Origin of the sequence: Mesorhizobium sp. M1088 (genome assembly GCF_040318575.1) — a bacterium.
GTDB lineage: Bacteria > Pseudomonadota > Alphaproteobacteria > Rhizobiales > Rhizobiaceae > Mesorhizobium.
In genome coordinates, this window is sequence record NZ_JAMYMO010000001.1 from 174539 (window position 1) to 190826 (window position 16288).

Annotated in this window: 14 protein-coding genes; 7 read left to right on the plus strand and 7 right to left on the minus strand. The window is 62.9% G+C overall.

Annotated features, from left to right (window positions below; translation table 11 throughout):
- The first annotated feature begins 25 nt into the window (after positions 1–25).
- The 3 genes from NKH49_RS00990 to NKH49_RS01000 all read left to right on the plus strand — a co-directional run bounded on the left by NKH49_RS00990 (position 26) and on the right by NKH49_RS01000 (position 3138).
- Positions 26–874 (plus strand): MurR/RpiR family transcriptional regulator, encoded by an 849-nt coding sequence (locus NKH49_RS00990; RefSeq protein ID WP_352472245.1) that lies wholly within the window; start codon positions 26–28, stop codon positions 872–874.
- A gap of 212 nt (positions 875–1086) precedes the next feature.
- Positions 1087–2196: a carbohydrate kinase gene (locus NKH49_RS00995; RefSeq protein WP_352502989.1), complete on the plus strand. Its 1110-nt coding sequence runs from the start codon at positions 1087–1089 to the stop codon at positions 2194–2196.
- 12 nt (positions 2197–2208) lie between these two features.
- Positions 2209–3138: a pseudouridine-5'-phosphate glycosidase gene (locus tag NKH49_RS01000; protein ID WP_352502990.1), complete on the plus strand. Its 930-nt coding sequence runs from the start codon at positions 2209–2211 to the stop codon at positions 3136–3138.
- 35 nt (positions 3139–3173) lie between these two features.
- Here NKH49_RS01000 and NKH49_RS01005 read toward each other — a convergent pair whose 3' ends face one another.
- The 7 genes from NKH49_RS01005 to NKH49_RS01035 all read right to left on the minus strand — a co-directional run bounded on the left by NKH49_RS01005 (position 3174) and on the right by NKH49_RS01035 (position 11654).
- Entirely contained in the window at positions 3174–4565 is a 1392-nt protein-coding gene (locus tag NKH49_RS01005; protein ID WP_352612228.1) for an FAD-binding oxidoreductase, read from the minus strand.
- Between the two features lie 605 nt (positions 4566–5170).
- On the minus strand, positions 5171–6451 hold the full coding sequence (locus tag NKH49_RS01010) for an amylo-alpha-1,6-glucosidase (RefSeq protein WP_352612230.1): 1281 nt from the start codon (positions 6449–6451) through the stop codon (positions 5171–5173).
- Positions 6452–6483: 32 nt separating this feature from the next.
- Positions 6484–7524, minus strand: coding sequence for an ABC transporter ATP-binding protein (locus NKH49_RS01015; protein ID WP_352455248.1), 1041 nt, complete (start codon positions 7522–7524; stop codon positions 6484–6486).
- A gap of 21 nt (positions 7525–7545) precedes the next feature.
- On the minus strand, positions 7546–8388 hold the full coding sequence (locus tag NKH49_RS01020) for a carbohydrate ABC transporter permease (protein WP_352612232.1): 843 nt from the start codon (positions 8386–8388) through the stop codon (positions 7546–7548).
- On the minus strand, positions 8385–9230 hold the full coding sequence (locus NKH49_RS01025; protein WP_352612234.1) for a carbohydrate ABC transporter permease: 846 nt from the start codon (positions 9228–9230) through the stop codon (positions 8385–8387). Before NKH49_RS01025 ends, NKH49_RS01020 begins: the two co-directional genes overlap by 4 nt.
- A 75-nt stretch (positions 9231–9305) precedes the next feature.
- On the minus strand, positions 9306–10574 hold the full coding sequence (locus NKH49_RS01030) for an ABC transporter substrate-binding protein (protein ID WP_352612236.1): 1269 nt from the start codon (positions 10572–10574) through the stop codon (positions 9306–9308).
- 36 nt (positions 10575–10610) lie between these two features.
- Positions 10611–11654 carry a substrate-binding domain-containing protein gene (locus NKH49_RS01035; RefSeq protein WP_352612238.1) on the minus strand — a complete coding sequence of 348 codons (1044 nt, stop codon included), beginning with the start codon at positions 11652–11654 and terminating at the stop codon, positions 10611–10613.
- A 226-nt stretch (positions 11655–11880) separates the two neighbouring features.
- Between NKH49_RS01035 and NKH49_RS01040 the strand changes: the two genes are divergently transcribed.
- The 4 genes from NKH49_RS01040 to NKH49_RS01055 all read left to right on the plus strand — a co-directional run bounded on the left by NKH49_RS01040 (position 11881) and on the right by NKH49_RS01055 (position 16288).
- The gene (locus NKH49_RS01040; protein WP_023676028.1) at positions 11881–12855 is read left to right on the plus strand and encodes a sugar-binding transcriptional regulator; all 975 of its coding nucleotides are present in this window, start codon (positions 11881–11883) and stop codon (positions 12853–12855) included.
- Positions 12856–12899: 44 nt separating this feature from the next.
- Complete coding sequence (locus NKH49_RS01045) at positions 12900–14345, plus strand: ABC transporter substrate-binding protein (protein ID WP_352472259.1); 1446 nt, start codon at positions 12900–12902, stop codon at positions 14343–14345.
- A 152-nt stretch (positions 14346–14497) separates the two neighbouring features.
- Positions 14498–15421, plus strand: coding sequence for a carbohydrate ABC transporter permease (locus tag NKH49_RS01050; protein ID WP_352452414.1), 924 nt, complete (start codon positions 14498–14500; stop codon positions 15419–15421).
- 9 nt (positions 15422–15430) lie between these two features.
- Complete coding sequence (locus tag NKH49_RS01055; RefSeq protein ID WP_023676025.1) at positions 15431–16288, plus strand: carbohydrate ABC transporter permease; 858 nt, start codon at positions 15431–15433, stop codon at positions 16286–16288.

The window sequence follows — 16288 nt, forward strand, 5'->3', positions numbered from 1 at the left end:
TCTATGACAGGTAATGGGGGAACGCATGTCCGTCCTGAAGAAGATCGAGGCCAAGCTCGAAGTCATGGCGCCCGGCGACCGCGAGATCGGTCAGTATATCGTCGATAATCCCGACCAGATGCTCCGCCTGTCGACGGCGGCGCTTGCCGCCGAGATCGGCCGCAGCCAGTCGAGCGTCGTCAAGTTCAGCCAGAAGCTCGGCTATTCCAGCTATCAGGAGCTTAAGCTCGCCGTCAGCGAGGCCAAGTCGCAGGAATGGCACGTGCCGGCCGGCATGATCCACGGTTCGATCGAGGTCGGCGACAGCTATCTGGTCATCCTGCGCAAGCTGATCGGCAGCAAGCTTTTGTCGATGCAGCAGACCGTCGCGGCCAACACCGAGCAGGAAATCGGCAAGGCCCTCGAAGCATTGAATGGTGCGCGCCGCATTCATTTGGCCGGCGTCGGCGCATCCTCGCTGGTGGCGCGCGATTTTTCCTACAAGCTGATGAAACTCGGCCGCAACGTGCTGCACGACAGCGACAGCCATGTGCAAATGGCCAATGTCTCGACGCTTGGAAGAGGTGACGTGCTGTTCGCGCTCTCCTATTCCGGGGCGAGCATCGAAACCCTGCGGATAGCTGAACTTGCCCGCAAACGTGGCACCACCGTGATCGCCGTCACCGGACTTCGCGACAATCCGCTGAGCCGGGTTGCCGACATTCGCCTCCACACGATCGCCGATGAAGAGCGCGCGCGCTCGTCATCGATAACTGCGCGTGATGCACAACTGACGCTGACCGACCTGCTGTTCATCCTGCTCGTGCAGAAGCAGCCTGACGCCAACGAATACGTCCACAACAGCGAATTGGCCGTCTCGGTGCTGAAGGCTTAGTGGTGTTCGCAGTCTCGCGTTAAGGCTCCCTGTTCTCGGAGAAATGCCCGCGCCGTAGGGCCTTCAGCGCGAGCGCGTCCGATAGGTCGACACAAGTGGCCTGACCAAATGTGGGCACCCGACCGGAAATGCCCAGGTCCAAACAACTGTTGACAACAGCATCTGTTGTTATATCAACATTCAGCCTCGAATTCGACCGGCCGGGTGAGACAATGGACGACCTTGGAGCACAGGAACAAGCGGTTCTCGACCTCATTGCCGCGAACCCATTCGCCGGCCAGCAGGACATAGCAACGGTGCTCGGCATCGCCCGCTCGACGGTTGCGGCCCACATCGTGCAACTCGTCAACAAGGGATACATTCTCGGCCGTGGTTACGTCTTGCCGACGTCCAAGCGCATGGTCTGCGTCGGCGGCGCGGTGCTCGACCGCAAATACCACGCCAAGAAGGATCTGATTTTCGAGACGTCGAACCCGGTCGACGGCTATCGCAGCTTCGGCGGGGTTGCCCGCAACGTCGCCGAAAACCTTGCCCGCCTCGGCGTCGACATAAGCTTCGTCTCGATCGTCGGCGACGATGAAACCGGCCGCTCACTGGTCCGGCATCTGCGCGACCTCGGCGCCGATGTCAGCCAGATCATCACCACCACGGAACGGCCGACGGCGGAATACGCGGCCATCCTCGACCGCAACAACGACCTCGTGCTCGGCATTGCCGACATGGAGATATTCGATCTGTTTTCGTCGTCCTATCTCGACCGCTTCTGGCCGCATCTGGCTTCGGCGACATGGGTGTTCATCGACTGCAATCTGCCGGCCGCGACCCTCGCGGCACTGATGTCGCGCAAGCAGGGTGCGCGCTTCAAGCTCGCCGTCGACACGGTATCGGCGCCGAAATCAGCGCGCCTGCCGAAGGACCTGACCGGCATCGATCTTCTGTTCACCAATCATGACGAGGCCAATACGATGCTCGGCATGACGGATGCCGACAGGCGGCTGACGCCGGAGGAAGCAGCGGCAGCGCTGCGCGCGGCCGGCGCCGGCGAGGTGATCGTGACCGTGGGCGCGCATGGATTTGCCGTTGCGACTGAGAGCGGTGTGACGACCATGCACTCCGTCCCGGCGCAGCCCGTCGATATCACCGGCGCCGGTGACGCGATGATCGCCGGCACACTGTACAAGGTGCTTTCGGGTGAGCCGGTCGCTCATGCCGTGCGCACCGGCGCGCTGCTTGCCACACTGACCACCGAGAGCGAAGCCAGCGTCCATCCCGATCTGTCGCCGCGCTTCCTTGCCGCCGGCATGTACCGCATTCCTGCCTGAAAGCGAGATGATATGAAACCTTTCCTTGTCCACCTGAACGATGAAGTCGCTGCTGCGCTTGATGAAGGCCGCGCGGTGGTGGCATTGGAATCGACGATCATCACCCACGGCATGCCCTATCCGGCCAATCTGGAAACTGCCCGTGGTGTCGAGACCGTGGTGCGTGAAAACGGCGCCGTGCCCGCCACAATCGCAGTGGTCGCCGGCAAGATCAAGGTTGGCCTCGACGACCGTGAGCTGGAAGAGCTGGCAGCGGCAAAGGGCGTGGTCAAGGCTTCCGGGCGCGATCTCGCCGCCATCATGGTGCGCGGCGGCTCGGCCGGAACCACCGTCTCGGCGACGATGCGGATCGCCGCGTTAGCCGGGATCGGCATTTTTGCGACCGGCGGCGTGGGCGGCGTGCATCGCGGCGCCGAAGCCACTTTCGATATCTCCGCCGACCTGACCGAACTCGGCCAAACCGGCACGACCGTGGTCTGCGCCGGAGTTAAGTCGATCCTCGATATTGCGAAGACGCTGGAATATCTGGAAACTCAGCGCGTCCCGGTGATCGCCTATGGGAGCGATGATTTTCCGGCTTTCTACACCCGCTCCAGCGGGCTCAAGGCCGATCATCGCCTCGACACGCCCGACGAGATCGCGCGAGCCATGCTGCTGCATGACGAGATGGAATCCGGCACCGGCATTCTCGTCGCCAACCCTATTCCCGAAGCGGACGCGCTCGATCCGGCGTTCATCGACGGCACGATCGCAGCGGCCGTGGCTGAGGCCGAGAAGCGCGGCATCGGGCGCAAGGAACTGACGCCGTTTCTGCTCGCACGCATCAATGAGCTTTCGCAAGGCCGCAGCCTGAAGGCCAACATCGCGCTGGTCCGCAACAACGCCGCGCTTGCTGCCCGCATCGCGGTTGCGCATGCGGAATTGAAGGGCGCGACCAGATAGAGACAGCGCCCGGCCAGCGCTACGCACCTTCGATTTCAGCCCGGCGCGAGGTCGAAGATGCGCCCGGCATTGAGGATGTTGTTCGGGTCGAAGGCTGCTTTCAGGCGCCGCATGGCCGCGATCTCGGCGTCGCTGCGCACAAGGTGCAGCCATTCCTTCTTGTCCAGGCCGATGCCATGCTCGGCCGAGACGCCGCCGCCAGCCGCGGCCACGCGCCGGTAGACGATGTCGTATGCGGCCGCCGGATCCCCGGTGCGAACCTGATAATGCAGATTGCCATCGCCAAGATGGCCGAAGACGTAGATGTCGGCGCTGCGGTCGACGGCCTTGATGACGGCTTCTGTTTCGCCCAGGAAAGTCGCCATTCTCGCCAGTGGGATGCTGATATCGACGCCGATCAGGCCTGCCATCGAAAACAGGAAACGGTTGGCCTCCTCGCGCACCGCCCAGAGCGCCCGGAATTCGCGCGGCGATTGCGAGACGACCACGTCGTCGATCACGCCATCTTCAACCGCCTGCATCAGCACCGCGGCAAAACGTTCGCGGTCGCGGTCGGGCTCGCTGCCCTGTATCTCGGCAAGCACATAGACGGGCGAGCCGACCGGCAGCGGCGCCGGCGCCTCCATGCCGGCGATCATGGCGCCATAGAGCGGTGCGAAATTCACCTCATAGGCCGATAGCAAGGGCCCGAGCTTCCGCCTGAGCAGCGCAAGCAACGTGATCGCCGCGTCCAGCGAAGCAAGCGCGCAGAAGGCATTGATCTCGGTGGCCGGCTTCGGATGCAGCCGCAGGCATGCGCGCGTGACCACGCCGAGCGTGCCTTCGCTGCCGATGAACAATTGGCTGAGGTCGTAGCCGGAGTTGTCCTTCGCCAAACCCTTGAGCGAGGTCAGGATACTGCCGTCGGCAAGCACCGCTTCCAGCCCAAGCACCTGCGCCCGGTACATGCCGTAGCGCAGCACACGGATGCCGCCGGCATTGGTGGCGACATTGCCGCCGACGGTGGCCGTGCCGCGCGCTCCGATGTCGACGCCGAACAGCAAGCCGGCCGCATCGGCGGCTTCCTGCACCGCTTGCAGCGGCGCGCCGGCCTCGGCGATGATGGTCGCCGCCTCGCGGTCGATAGCCTCAACGGAAGTCATGCGCTCCAGCGACAGCACCGCTTCGCCGCGCTGGATGCGCGCCGCGCCCGCAAGACCGGTGCGGCCACCCTGGACGACGAGCCTTTGCCCGACCTCGTTGCACAGGCGCAGAACGTCCGACACCTCGCCGGTCGTGCGTGGACGCAAGACGATCGCCGGCGGCGCGCCGTCCTTGCCGTCGGGGTCTTCCCGGTAGCGTGGTCCGGCCTCCTCAGCCGAGACAATCGCTGACCTGTCCAGCCGCTTTTCCAGCCGCGACAGAAGCTCGGTAATTTTCTGCGACATGTGGCTCAAGGACATGAACGGCCCGGGCGCATCGACGCGGCCGGGAGAGGGAAGGGCGAGGGCTGTGAAAGCGGCCGTGGCTGATTTCTACTGTTCAGCAAATGTGCGGAAAACCCGCCAAGAATACAGCCGGTTGTCTTCGCCATGCGTCGCTCCTGTAACAGGTCGACCATAGGCGCGGCCGGCTATTTGTCAAACCTTTGACCGCAAGCGCTTACCTGCGGGCGGCCCAGTATTCTGGACCGAGGCAAACGCTCACTCACGCGTCCCAGGCGCCTCAGCCTCGGCGCAAATGAGCTTGATGTCGGCTCCCGCCGCCCAGGCGCCGATATCCTCCCGCCGCAGTGCCGCCGCCATCATGTCCGGAAACAGATCCGGGGTGCAGGCGAAGACCGGAATGCCAAGTGCCGCGAGCCGCGCTTCTCCCCGCCTCGACGCAGTATAGATAGCGGTTTGTGAAGAATTATTATAGCTCTGGCATGGTGAAGATTGGCATGCCTTGGCCCTGTTTTGATGGACCAGGACGTGCCTCAGACGCAAATAGTATCGACTGTTATTCGGCGGACAGAACGGGCTTTGGTAGCCGGCGGCCTTGGCGGAAGCGTTCAGGCTCTGCCCTTCAGGAACTCGATCACCATTGCCGCGGTCCAGGTGAAGCGATTGCCGCCGAGCGGCTCGCCGTTGAGGGGATCGTAATATTCGGCAAAACCGCTCTCGGCGATCAGCTCGAGACTGGATTGCGTGATGCGTTGTGCGATTTGGCTGTGGCCGGCGACGGCAAGGCCGTCGGCGATCATGTAGTTGACCACCAGCCAGACCGGGCCGCGCCAGTAGCGCTTTGGGTCGAAGCGCCCATCCTCAGGATCGTGCGACGGGACGATGCAACGCGTTTTGCCGGCGATGCGCTCGATCGTTGCAGCGATGGTCGCTGCCCGGCTTTCCGGGATGGCCGAAAATACCGACAGAATGCCGCCGACCGACGCGCTGTCAACATGCTTTCCGGCCACTCGGTCGAAACAAATGTACTGGCCATGCGCGTCGCTCCACAGCCGTTCCATTGCCGAAAGCCCCTTTTCGGCACGGGCGCGATTGGCTTCTGCGATTTCGGTTTCGCCAAGTGCCTCGGCGAGATCGGCAAGGTCGGCGGCGGAACGGATCAGGATGGCGTTGAAGCCGGGATCGACGACCTGGAATGGCGAGGCATCGTGCAGCCGGGCATTGTCCCAGCCAAGCCCGCGGAAATGCTGCAACAGCCAGACATAGCGGTCATACTGTGCCTTGGTTGGACGATGCGCCGGATCGGCGTGCAGGATGTCGCGGCGGGTGTAGGGCTCGACGCCTTCGGTCGGCACGCGCTCGAACGCCTCGTCCCAGTCGATCGAGTTGTCGCGACCGGACTCCCATGGGTGGATTATGGCGACCAGCCCTTCGCCGTCCGGGTCGCGATTTTCGTAGAACCAGCGGTGCCAGGCATCGATTTTCGGCAACAGCGCGCGGGCGCGCTCGGCCGCCAGGGTCTTGTCCTTGGCCTGGTCGAACAAGCGGCGCACGGCAAAGCCGGCGACCGCCGGCTGGGTGATGCCGGAGGTGGCAGTCGGGCGATTGGTTCGCCAGACCTCCGGCCCGGGGAAATAGCCGTCGCTCCAGACATGGAAGACGATGTGCGGCACCATGCCGTCTGGCCATTGGTGGGCGAACAGCGTGTCGATCTCGGTCCAGGCGCGCGCCTCGTCATAGTGGGCAAGGCCGAGCGCGGTCAGGCAGGAATCCCAGTTCCACTGAAACGGGTAGAGGCCCTTGGTCGGTATGGTGTAGGTGCCTTGGTCATTTTCCCTGAGCACCTCGACGGCGCGGGCGATGGTTTCGTCGACAGCAAGAGATATCATCGGGGCGTTCGTACTTTCAGAATCGAAGGGGATCAAAGGGCGTTGGTGGTTTCGGGATCGAACCAGCGGATGCGATCGGGTTTGGGCGAAAGCCGCAAGTGATCGCCGACGGCGACCGTGGCATTCGATTCGAGGATGGCGCGGAACAGGCCGCCCTCGACGTCGCAGGTGACCAGCGTGTGCGGTCCGAGCGGCTCGACAACGCGCACGGTGGCGTTAATACCTTCGTTGCCGGCGTCCACATCCTCGGGGCGAATGGCGAATTCTATCGTCTGCTTGTCCGATTTGGGGCCGGGCAGCGTCAGCCCGGCGACGGTCCAACTGCCGTCGGCCGTCTTCGTCGCCGGGATGAAATTCATCGGCGGGTTGCCGATGAAGGAGCCGACGAAGCGGGCCGCCGGATTGCGGTAGACCTCTACCGGCGAGGCGGCCTGGACGATACGGCCCTGATGCATGACGGCGATGCGGTCGGCAAGGCTCATCGCCTCGACCTGGTCGTGGGTAACGTAGATGGTGGTGGTCTTGGACGCCGCGAGCACACCTTTGAGCTCGGCGCGCATTTCGAGCCGCAGCAGCGCGTCTAGGTTGGACAGCGGCTCGTCCATCAAGATCACGTCAGGCTCCATCGCCAGGGCCCGGGCCACAGCCACGCGTTGGCGCTGACCGCCGGAAAGCTGGCCCGAATAGCGCTTCAAAAGCTGTTCGATATGCATTAGCTCGGCGGTGCGGTTGACGCGCCCGTCGACCTCCTGCTGCGGCAGCTTCTTCATGCGCAGGCCGAAGGCGATATTCTCGAATACCGTCAGGTGCGGAAACACGGCGTAATTCTGGAACACCATAGCGATGCCGCGTTCGCGCGGCGGCAGATGGTCGACGCGACGGCCGCCGATCCAGACCTCGCCCTGGCTTGGCGTTTCCAGCCCGGCGACGATCCTCAGCAGCGTGGTCTTGCCGCAACCCGAGGCGCCGAGCAGCACCATGAATTCCTGGTCGGCGATGGTCAGGTCGATCGAATGCAGCGCGGTGAAGCCGCCGAAACGTTTTGCCACCTGCTTGATGACGATCTCAGCCATCGGCGTTCTCTTTTGTGCGCGTCATCGATTGGCGATCCCCCACATGGCGAACAGATATTTGCGGACGGCAAAAATGAAGATCAGTGCCGGGATAACCAAGGCAGCACCGCCGGTGAATTTGAGGTAGAGCGGCGATTCGCCAAGGCTCTGCAGCAGGAAGGCGGTCAGCGTCCGGTTCTCGATGGTGAGCACGGCGGCGGCAAACACCTCGTTCCAGGAGATGGTGAAGGCAAACACCGCGGACGCCGCGATGCCCGGCAGCGCCAGCGGCAGAATGACTTTTCGGAATGCCTGCAATCTCGTGCAGCCGAGCGTCCAGGCCGCCTCCTCCAACTCGACGGGAATGCCGGAGAACAGCGAGAAAGTGATCAGCACCGCAAACGGCAGCGCCAGCGTGGTGTGGACCAGCGCCAGCCCGATCGCGGTGTCGTCGAGGCCGGTGCGGATGAACATCACCGCCAGCGGCAGCGCCAGCAGCGGCAGCGGGAAGGCGCGGGTCATCAGCACGAGGAAACGGAACGTTTCCTTGCCTGGGAAATCGAAGCGCGACAGTGCGTAGCCCGCGGGTGCGCCGAAGCCGATCGAGAGGATCATCGTCAGCGTAGCGACGAGAACGGAGTTCCACAGCGCCTTGGCGACGCCGGCGAAATTGATGAAGAAAGAAAGGCTGCCGAAATCGAATGACGGGAAGAAGCGCTTGGGAAAGGCGGTCACCTCTTCCGGCGACGACAGCGCGTTGACGATCAGCAGATAGATCGGCAGCAGCACCCAGACGCAAAGCAGGATGACCGTTGCGACCAGCAACCAATTGCCGGCTTTGCGGGCCTCAGGCGCGGCGATCGAGATCTCCGCGACGGTGCTCATATCCGCGCCTCCTTCGGCACACGCAGCACACGCAGGAAGAACAGTGTGAAACCGATCGAGATGGCGAGGATGAACAGCGCCATGGCGGCGGCGACATTGTGGTCCTGCAGCGTGAACTGCCAATTGTAGGTCTCGCCCATCAGCACCGGCAGATTGGTGCCGCCGAGTGCTGCAACCACGGCAAAGACCTCAAAGGCAAGGATGACGCGCAGGATGATCGCCGTCTGCAGGCTTGGGCGCAGCAGAGGCAGCGTGATCTTGATGAAGCGCTTCCACGGGCTAGCGCCAAAAACCTCCGCCGCCTCGTAGTATTCCCGGGGGATCAGCCCCATGCCGGCGACCAGAATGACCATCATGATGGCGGTCGCGCGCCAGATCTCGGCCAGCGCCACGGCGATGAAGATCGTCAGCTTGCTCTGGTAGCCGAGGAACATGACCGGGCTGTCGATGACGCCGAGATTGGAGAGCAAGGTGTTCAGGAAGCCGGACTGGTCGAAGATGGCGAGCCAGATCAGCCCGGCGGCCAGATCGGAGATGCCGAGCGGAATGGCGAAGATATAAAGCGCGGCGCTGCGTCCCGTTTCGAGCCGCGACACCGCGGTTGCCATCAGCAGTGCCATGACCAACTGAATCGGCACGACGACGACGCTCAGCAGTAGCGTATTGCGGACAGTGACCGGAAACTTCCAGCTGCCCGCCATGGTGCGGAAATTGTCGAGCGTAAAGCCGCCGTCGCGGGTTAACGCCTCGAAGGCGACCAACACGAACGGGTAGAGGAAGAAGACGCAGAGGAACAGCGTCGCCGGTGTCAGCAGCAGATAGGGCAGGGCCTTGCTGTGCATGGAGCGCTCTCTATTCGAAGCTTCAAAAGGGGTGGGCGCCCGGCGCGCTGGAAATCCGGACGCCCGGGAGGATTCTTAATCGACCGGGCAGGCGCCTTGCGAGGGCTTGTCGGGCGCCCAGCACGGCGCCTTCGCCTGTTCGATGATCGCTTTCAGCGCCGTCGCCTGTTCGTCGAGCACGCCGTGCACATCCTCGCCGCCGAGCACGATGCGCTCGAAGCTGTCGGTGTAGATCTGATTGAACTTGCCGCCGAGGCCGCCAAGTCCCATCGGCAGCAGCGCCGGCAATGCATCGGGAGCTCCGGTCATGGTGGCGATCACTGGGCTGAAGGCCTTCACCGAGGCCGGCATGTCGTCGGGCAGCTTGACGTCGACGATGGGGAAGAAGTTTGTCGCCTTCAGCGTCGCGATCTGGGTTTCCGGTTTCAGCATATAGGCGACCAGCGCCTTGGCCTTGTCCATGTCGGGCGAGGTCTTCGGGATAGCGACGCCGGCCACCACCGGCATGTAGCCGCGGCCTGACGGGCCAGCCGGCGCCGGGAAGGCGACGAAGTCATCGGGTTTCTGGTTGAAGGCGTCGGCGAGGCGCGCCACGTGATCGAATGCCACCCAGACTTCGCCGGTCAGCAGCGGCTCCTGCATGAAGGCATAGTTGGTCGAATTCGGGTTGGTGTATTGCCACAATTCCTTGAACTTGTTCCACGCCGTTTCGGCCTCCGCCGAGCGGAACTTCGTCACCATCGAGCCGGTATACGATGGAAGGAGAAAACCCTCGAAGAAACGGTGCTTCAGCCCTTTCGGGCCGGCCGGAAAACCGAATTTGGGCGAACCGGTCTTTTCAGCGATGTTTTTCGCCCACTCGATCAGTTGGTCATAAGTGATGGTGTTGAGATCGGTGCCGGCCGGCAGATATTGCAGCGCCTGTTTGTTGGCCGCCATCAGAAAGGTGGCCTGCATCCATGGAAGGTACTTCTGCTCGCCGGTGCCGAGCATGCCGAGCTTCTTGTAGGTCTCGTTGACCTTGACGCCACCGAGATCGACGCCAGAGAGATCGACAAGGTTCGCGCCGACGGTGGAGAAGTCTCCGTGCAGGCCGCCGAGCACGCCTATGGTGCCGGCGCCGGCCTGCAGTTCGGCCTGAAGGCGGGTGAGCCAGGGCCCGTCCTCGGCGACCTGATAGTCGACCTGGCCGTCAAACCCCTTCAGCACTTCGCTGCGCATCTTCTGTGTCTCTTCCACTGGTCGCGCCTGTGTCGACCAGAACAACACCTGCTGGGCTTGTGCTGCGCCGGCAGCAAGCGACAACGCCAGCACCGCACCTGCCAATGTCCTCAACGCATTCATCGTCGTCTTCCTCCCTGGTTGTGCGCCGCTAAGGCGTCAGTTCCGTCCTGTGGGTGCCGGGCCATGGCTTGCCCGCAAGACAAGTGTCGGCCGGACCAGCCGCGTCAGTGGCGCGTCCGGCCTGTCGCCGATGACGGTCAGCAGCATCTCGCCGATCTCGCGCGCGCACTGGCGGATCGAGGCGTCGAAAGTGGTCAGCCCCGGCGGCGCATAGGCGGAGGCGGCTATGTTGTCGAAGCCGATCACCGAAAGGTCGCGAGGAATGGCAAGTCCGGCGCGCCCCGCCTCTTCCATCACAGTCAGCGCCAGCTCGTCGAACAGTGCGACAATCGCCGTCGGCCGCTCGGTGGCGTGCAGAAGCCGGTTGATTGCCTGGATGCGGGCACCGCGATCGAAACGCGGCGCCGTCGCCACATCGAGACTGACGGACGGATCGCCCCGGCGGGCGATCGCGGCGGCGAGCCCGTCCTGCCTGAGATGGCGAAATGTCATCGGCTCCGAAATCGTCACCAGGCCGAAATGGCGGTGTCCGAGATCGTAGAGCATGTCGAAGGCCTCGCCGAAAGCATGCGCGCCATCGGTATCGAGCCAATGGTAGGCAAAGTCGCCGTCGAGCAGCCGGCCATGCGCGACGAACGGGAAATTGCGCTGGCGCAGATAGGCAAGCCGCTCGTCGACCTCGGCGATGCGGGTGACGACGACCCCGTCGGCGCGGCCCGATTCGACGACATGGCGAAGCACGGAAAGTTCCGACTGGCCCTGCGCCGCTGCGGCCAGGATCAGGTCGGAGCCGTGCGAAACCAGCCCTTCGCCGAGCCCTGTGACGAATTCACCGAGGAAGGAGTCGACCAGATTGGGGCCGCGGATCGGAAGCACCATGCCGACAAAGCCGCTGCGGCCGGAGACCAGCGTGCGGGCTGCGGTGTTCGGCACATAGCCGGCCTGATGCGCAGCCTCGGCGACACGTTGGCGCGTTTTCAAGGCGATCTGCACGTGGCCGGCAAGGGCGCGCGAAACGGTGGTAATCGACAGGCCGAGCTGCGCAGCAAGTTCCTTGAGGGTGGTAACGCGGGCCGGCATCGTTTCTCCCGAACGAAGTTTGAAACGTTTGTAATGCGTCCAATCCAAATTGCAAACGTTTTAAATGCGCATGGTCGGTGTTGTTTCTTGCCCGTTGGTTAGCGCGGCCCAATTCGGCCCCGGCCGGCAAGCTCCTGGCCGGAGATTTAAACGCAGCGGTTGCTTGACTCGGGCGACGCCTTGTGAAAAATTTTGCAGCAACTGATAAAAATATCAAAGGGCGGAAATGGTTGGTTTTGGCAACGGCCTGCTGCGCGACGATGAGACCGGGATGGCCGCCCGTGCCGCCTGGCTTCACTATGCCGGCGGCCTGACCCAGTCGGAGGTCGCCAAGCGGCTCGGCCTAACCAGTCTCAAGGCGCATCGCCTGATCACCAAGGCCAATCAGGAAGGCCTGGTCAAAGTCTACATCGACGGCGAAGTCTCAGAATGCGTGGAGCTTGAGGATGAGTTGTCCGGCCGGTACGGCCTCGACTACTGCGAGGTGGTTCCGGACTTCGATGCCGAAGACCTGCCGCTCAAGGCGCTCGGCATTGCTGGCGCGCAGTTTCTCAAGCGCGAGATCGAACGCGGCGAAGAGGCGCTGATCGGCGTCGGCCACGGCCGCACGCTTGCCGCATGCGTCGAATATCTGCCGCGCATATCGGCCGGCAGGATCCGTTTCGTTTCGCTGCTTGGCGGCCTGACGCGCAAGTTCTCCGCCAATCCGCATGACGTCATCCACCGTGTCGCCGAACGCACCGGCGCGGAGGCCTATGTGATGCCCGTACCGATGTTCGCCAACACGGTCGAGGATCGAACAGTATTGCTCGGGCAGAAAGGCGTCAGCGATGTCTTCGACCTCGCCAAGTCCGCCGACTTGCTCATCGCCGGCATCGGCACCGCCGAACGTGAGGCCTCGCTTGTCGCCACCGGCATGATCGAGAAGGGCGAGATGGAGGAGATCCGCCGCAACGGCGGTGTCGGCGAACTGCTCGGCCATTTCTTCGACGATGCCGGAAAGGCCGTTGCGACGACGCTTTCCGACCGGGCGCTGGCACTGGCGCGCGAAGACATCAGCAACCGCAGGATTGTCGCCGTCGCCGGCGGCAAGGTGAAGGTTCGCGCCATCAAGTCAGTGCTGGAGGGCCGTTATCTCAAAGGCTTGATAACCGACGAGCGGACGGCGCGATCGCTCGTGGAACAGACGCCGGTCGGGTAGCCGGCAACCATTTCGTTGAAACTACCCTGTGGAGGAGAAGAGAAATGCATGAGAAAGAGAAAGACCTCATCGACGCATTCCTGCGTGGACAAGTCGACCGCCGTGGGCTGATCAAGGGCCTCGGTGCAATGGGCCTTGCCGCCAGCACCGCCGGCACACTGCTCAATTTCGGGCAGACCCGCGCCCTGGCGGCTGATTTCGACTGGCAGGCGCATAAGGGCAAGACCATCAAGCTGCTGCTCAACAAGCATCCTTACGCCGATGCGATGATTGCCAACCTCGACAATTTCAAGAAGCTGACCGGCATGGAAGTCGTCTATGACGTGTTCCCCGAAGACGTCTATTTCGACAAGGTTACCGCCGCGCTGTCGGCCAGCTCGCCCGAATACGATGCCTTCATGACCGGCGCCTACATGACCTGGACCTACGGCCCGGCCGGCTGGATCACCGACCTCAACGAATGGATCAAGGATCCGGCCAAGACCAACCCGAAATATGCCTGGGACGACTTCCTGCCGGGCGTCAAGAATTCCTGCGCCTGGAACGGCCAGCCGGGCGGCGCGCTCGGTTCGGAAGACGCCAAGCAATGGTGCATTCCGTGGGGCTTCGAACAGAACAACATCACTTACAACAAGGGCATGTTCGACAAGGTCGGCGTCAGCGTTCCCGGCAATATGGATGAGATGGTCGCTACGGCGGCGAAGCTCACCAAGGACGTCGGCGGTGGCGTCTACGGCATCGGCGTGCGCGGCTCGCGCTCCTGGGCAACGATCCACCCGGGCTTCCTGTCGGCCTACGCCAATTTCGACCAGAAGGACCTGAACGTCTCGGCTGACGGCAAGCTGTCGGCCGCGATGAACACCGCCGAATCCAAGGCTTTCCACAAGCAGTGGGTCCAGATGATCCAGGAGAGCGGCCCGAAGGACTGGTCGACCTACACCTGGTACCAGGTCGGCACCGATCTCGGTGCAGGTGCTTCGGCGATGATTTACGACGCCGATATCCTTGGCTACTTCATGAATGGCGGCGACAACAAGATGGCCGGCAAGCTCGCCTTTTCGGCATTCAAGGCCAATCCTGCCGCCAAGGCGCCGACGCCCAATATCTGGATCTGGTCGCTGTCGATGTCCAACTTCTCCAAGGACAAGGACGCCACCTGGTACTTCATGCAATGGGCATCCGGACCCGAGCATGCATTGTTCGGTGCGACCAAGATGGACTTCGTCAATCCGGTTCGTCAGTCGGTCTGGAACGACGAGATGTTCCGCGAGAAGCTGAACAAGAGCTATCCGGGTTATGTCGAGATGTTCGACGTCTCGGCGCCGGGCGCCAGCATCAAGTTCACCCCGCAGCCGCTGTTCTTCGATCTCACCACCGAATGGGCGGCGACGCTGCAGAAGATGGTGGCCAAGGAAGTGCCGGTCGACGAGGGCCTCGACAAGCTGGCCGAGAGCATCAACAGCCAGCTCAAGGAAGCCGGGCTCGGCTAAGCCGCGGCCAAGGCTGGCCCGTCCGCGGGCCAGCCTTTGAGATGTGATACGTTTGCGACGCGGTCCCGAAAGGTGCCGCCTGCTCGCCCGACCGGCCGCCTTGCTCCCTTGGGCGGCCGGGACGGCGAAGCAACAGGATGACGGAGCAGCCGATGACTGCGGCGACAATACAAAGAAACAGGCCGTCGGGCTTCAGGATCAGCAAGCGGGTGCTGCCCTATCTCCTCAGCCTGCCGGCTCTGCTGGTCTGCATCGGCATCCTGATCCCGTTCCTGACGTCGGTGGTCTATTCGTTCCAGCGCTACCGGTTGAGCCAACCCTGGGCGCGGCAGTTCAACTGGGGCGACAACTATATCTCCTTCTTCACCGACCCGAAGTTCTGGAACACCCTGGAGATCTCGCTGCTCTACGCCGGCATCACCGTTGTGCTTGAACTGCTTCTCGGTCTCGGCATCGCCATGCTGCTGCAAAAGCGCTCGACGCTGAACAACTTCATCTCGATCATGCTGCTGATGCCGCTGATGACGGCGCCGGCGCTCGCCGCGCTGATGTGGAAGCTGATGACCAATCCCGGTTTCGGCGTGCTCAGCTATCTCGCCAGCCTGATCGGGTTGCAGGATTTCCGCTGGGCCTCGTCTCCGTCGACGGCGCTGCTCACCGTCGTGCTCGTCGACATTTGGGTCTACACCCCCTTCATCATGATCCTGCTGCTTGCAGGCCTGCGCAGCCTGCCGACGCAGCCCTTCGAGGCGGCAGCACTCGACGGCGTGCCACGCAGCTTCGTCTTCTTCCGCATCACACTGCCGATGCTGACCCCCTACATCCTGACGGCGACCCTGTTCCGCCTGCTTGATTCCATCCAGCAGTTCGACATCATCTACGCCATGACGCAGGGCGGTCCGGGCGACACGCTGACCGTGTTCCAGGTCGAGGCCTACCTCAACTTCTTCCAGTCGACCAATGTCGGCCGCTCGGCGGCACTGATGATCATCCTGTGGGCGATCACCTATTTCCTCTCGAACATTTTCATCAAGAACTGGCTGCGGCTGCGCGAACGCGCCCGCGGCCAGGCATAGGAGGCTGGCGTGGAACACACCTCGCTTCTCGAACGCATCCTGCGCGGCATTGCCCTGGCGCTGGTCGTGATCTTCTTCATGTTCCCGATCGTCTGGATCCTGATGATGTCGTTCCAGACCAACGAGACAATCCTGCGGATTCCGCCGCAGCTTGTCTTCGAGCCGACGCTCGCCAACTACACTGCCTTGATCACCGGCAAGCTGATGACGGCGGCCGGCACGCTCGACATCGCCTTCATGCGCAACCTCTGGAATTCCGTCTTCCTGTCGGTCACCTCGGTTGCCGTCGCGTTGCTGCTCGGCGTTCCGGCGGCCTACGCCTTTGCGCGGCACAAATTCCGCGGCTCGGAGGACATTGCCTTCACGCTGCTGTCGTTCCGGTTCGCGCCGGCGCTGCTGGTGCTCCTGCCGCTCACCCTCTATTTCCAGAAGCTCGGGCTGGCCAACACCTATATCGGGCTGATCTGGGTCTATCAGTTGATCTGCCTGCCGTTGATCCTGTGGATCGTGCGCGGCTATTTCGAAGACATTCCCGCCGACATCGAATACGCCTACCGCATTGCCGGACATTCCTGGTTTGCCACCTTCCGCAAGATCGCGCTGCCGCTCGCCGGCCCAGGCATTGCCGCTGCCGGTCTGCTCGCCTTCATCTTTGCCTGGAACAATTTCGTTTTTGCGCTGGTGCTTGCCTCGGCCGACAAGCAGCCGGTGACGGTCGGCGCGCTCGCCTTCATCACCTCCTCGGGCATCCAGTATGGCCAGATATCGGCGGCGATCGTGCTGTCGATCACGCCGACGCTGGCGCTCGCGCTTTATGCGCAGCGCTATCTCGTCGAAGGCCTGTCGCTTGGCGCGGTGAAAGGATAG

Coding starts and splice junctions, on each gene's coding strand:
- NKH49_RS00995 (WP_352502989.1), top strand. CDS start 1,087: ATGGACGACCTTGGAGCACAGGAACAAGCGGTTCTCGACCTCATTGCC.
- NKH49_RS01030 (WP_352612236.1), bottom strand. CDS start 10,574: ATGAATGCGTTGAGGACATTGGCAGGTGCGGTGCTGGCGTTGTCGCTT.
- NKH49_RS01010 (WP_352612230.1), bottom strand. CDS start 6,451: ATGATATCTCTTGCTGTCGACGAAACCATCGCCCGCGCCGTCGAGGTG.
- NKH49_RS01015 (WP_352455248.1), bottom strand. CDS start 7,524: ATGGCTGAGATCGTCATCAAGCAGGTGGCAAAACGTTTCGGCGGCTTC.
- NKH49_RS00990 (WP_352472245.1), top strand. CDS start 26: ATGTCCGTCCTGAAGAAGATCGAGGCCAAGCTCGAAGTCATGGCGCCC.
- NKH49_RS01020 (WP_352612232.1), bottom strand. CDS start 8,388: ATGAGCACCGTCGCGGAGATCTCGATCGCCGCGCCTGAGGCCCGCAAA.
- NKH49_RS01005 (WP_352612228.1), bottom strand. CDS start 4,565: ATGTCGCAGAAAATTACCGAGCTTCTGTCGCGGCTGGAAAAGCGGCTG.
- NKH49_RS01050 (WP_352452414.1), top strand. CDS start 14,498: ATGACTGCGGCGACAATACAAAGAAACAGGCCGTCGGGCTTCAGGATC.
- NKH49_RS01035 (WP_352612238.1), bottom strand. CDS start 11,654: ATGCCGGCCCGCGTTACCACCCTCAAGGAACTTGCTGCGCAGCTCGGC.
- NKH49_RS01040 (WP_023676028.1), top strand. CDS start 11,881: ATGGTTGGTTTTGGCAACGGCCTGCTGCGCGACGATGAGACCGGGATG.
- NKH49_RS01000 (WP_352502990.1), top strand. CDS start 2,209: ATGAAACCTTTCCTTGTCCACCTGAACGATGAAGTCGCTGCTGCGCTT.
- NKH49_RS01045 (WP_352472259.1), top strand. CDS start 12,900: ATGCATGAGAAAGAGAAAGACCTCATCGACGCATTCCTGCGTGGACAA.
- NKH49_RS01025 (WP_352612234.1), bottom strand. CDS start 9,230: ATGCACAGCAAGGCCCTGCCCTATCTGCTGCTGACACCGGCGACGCTG.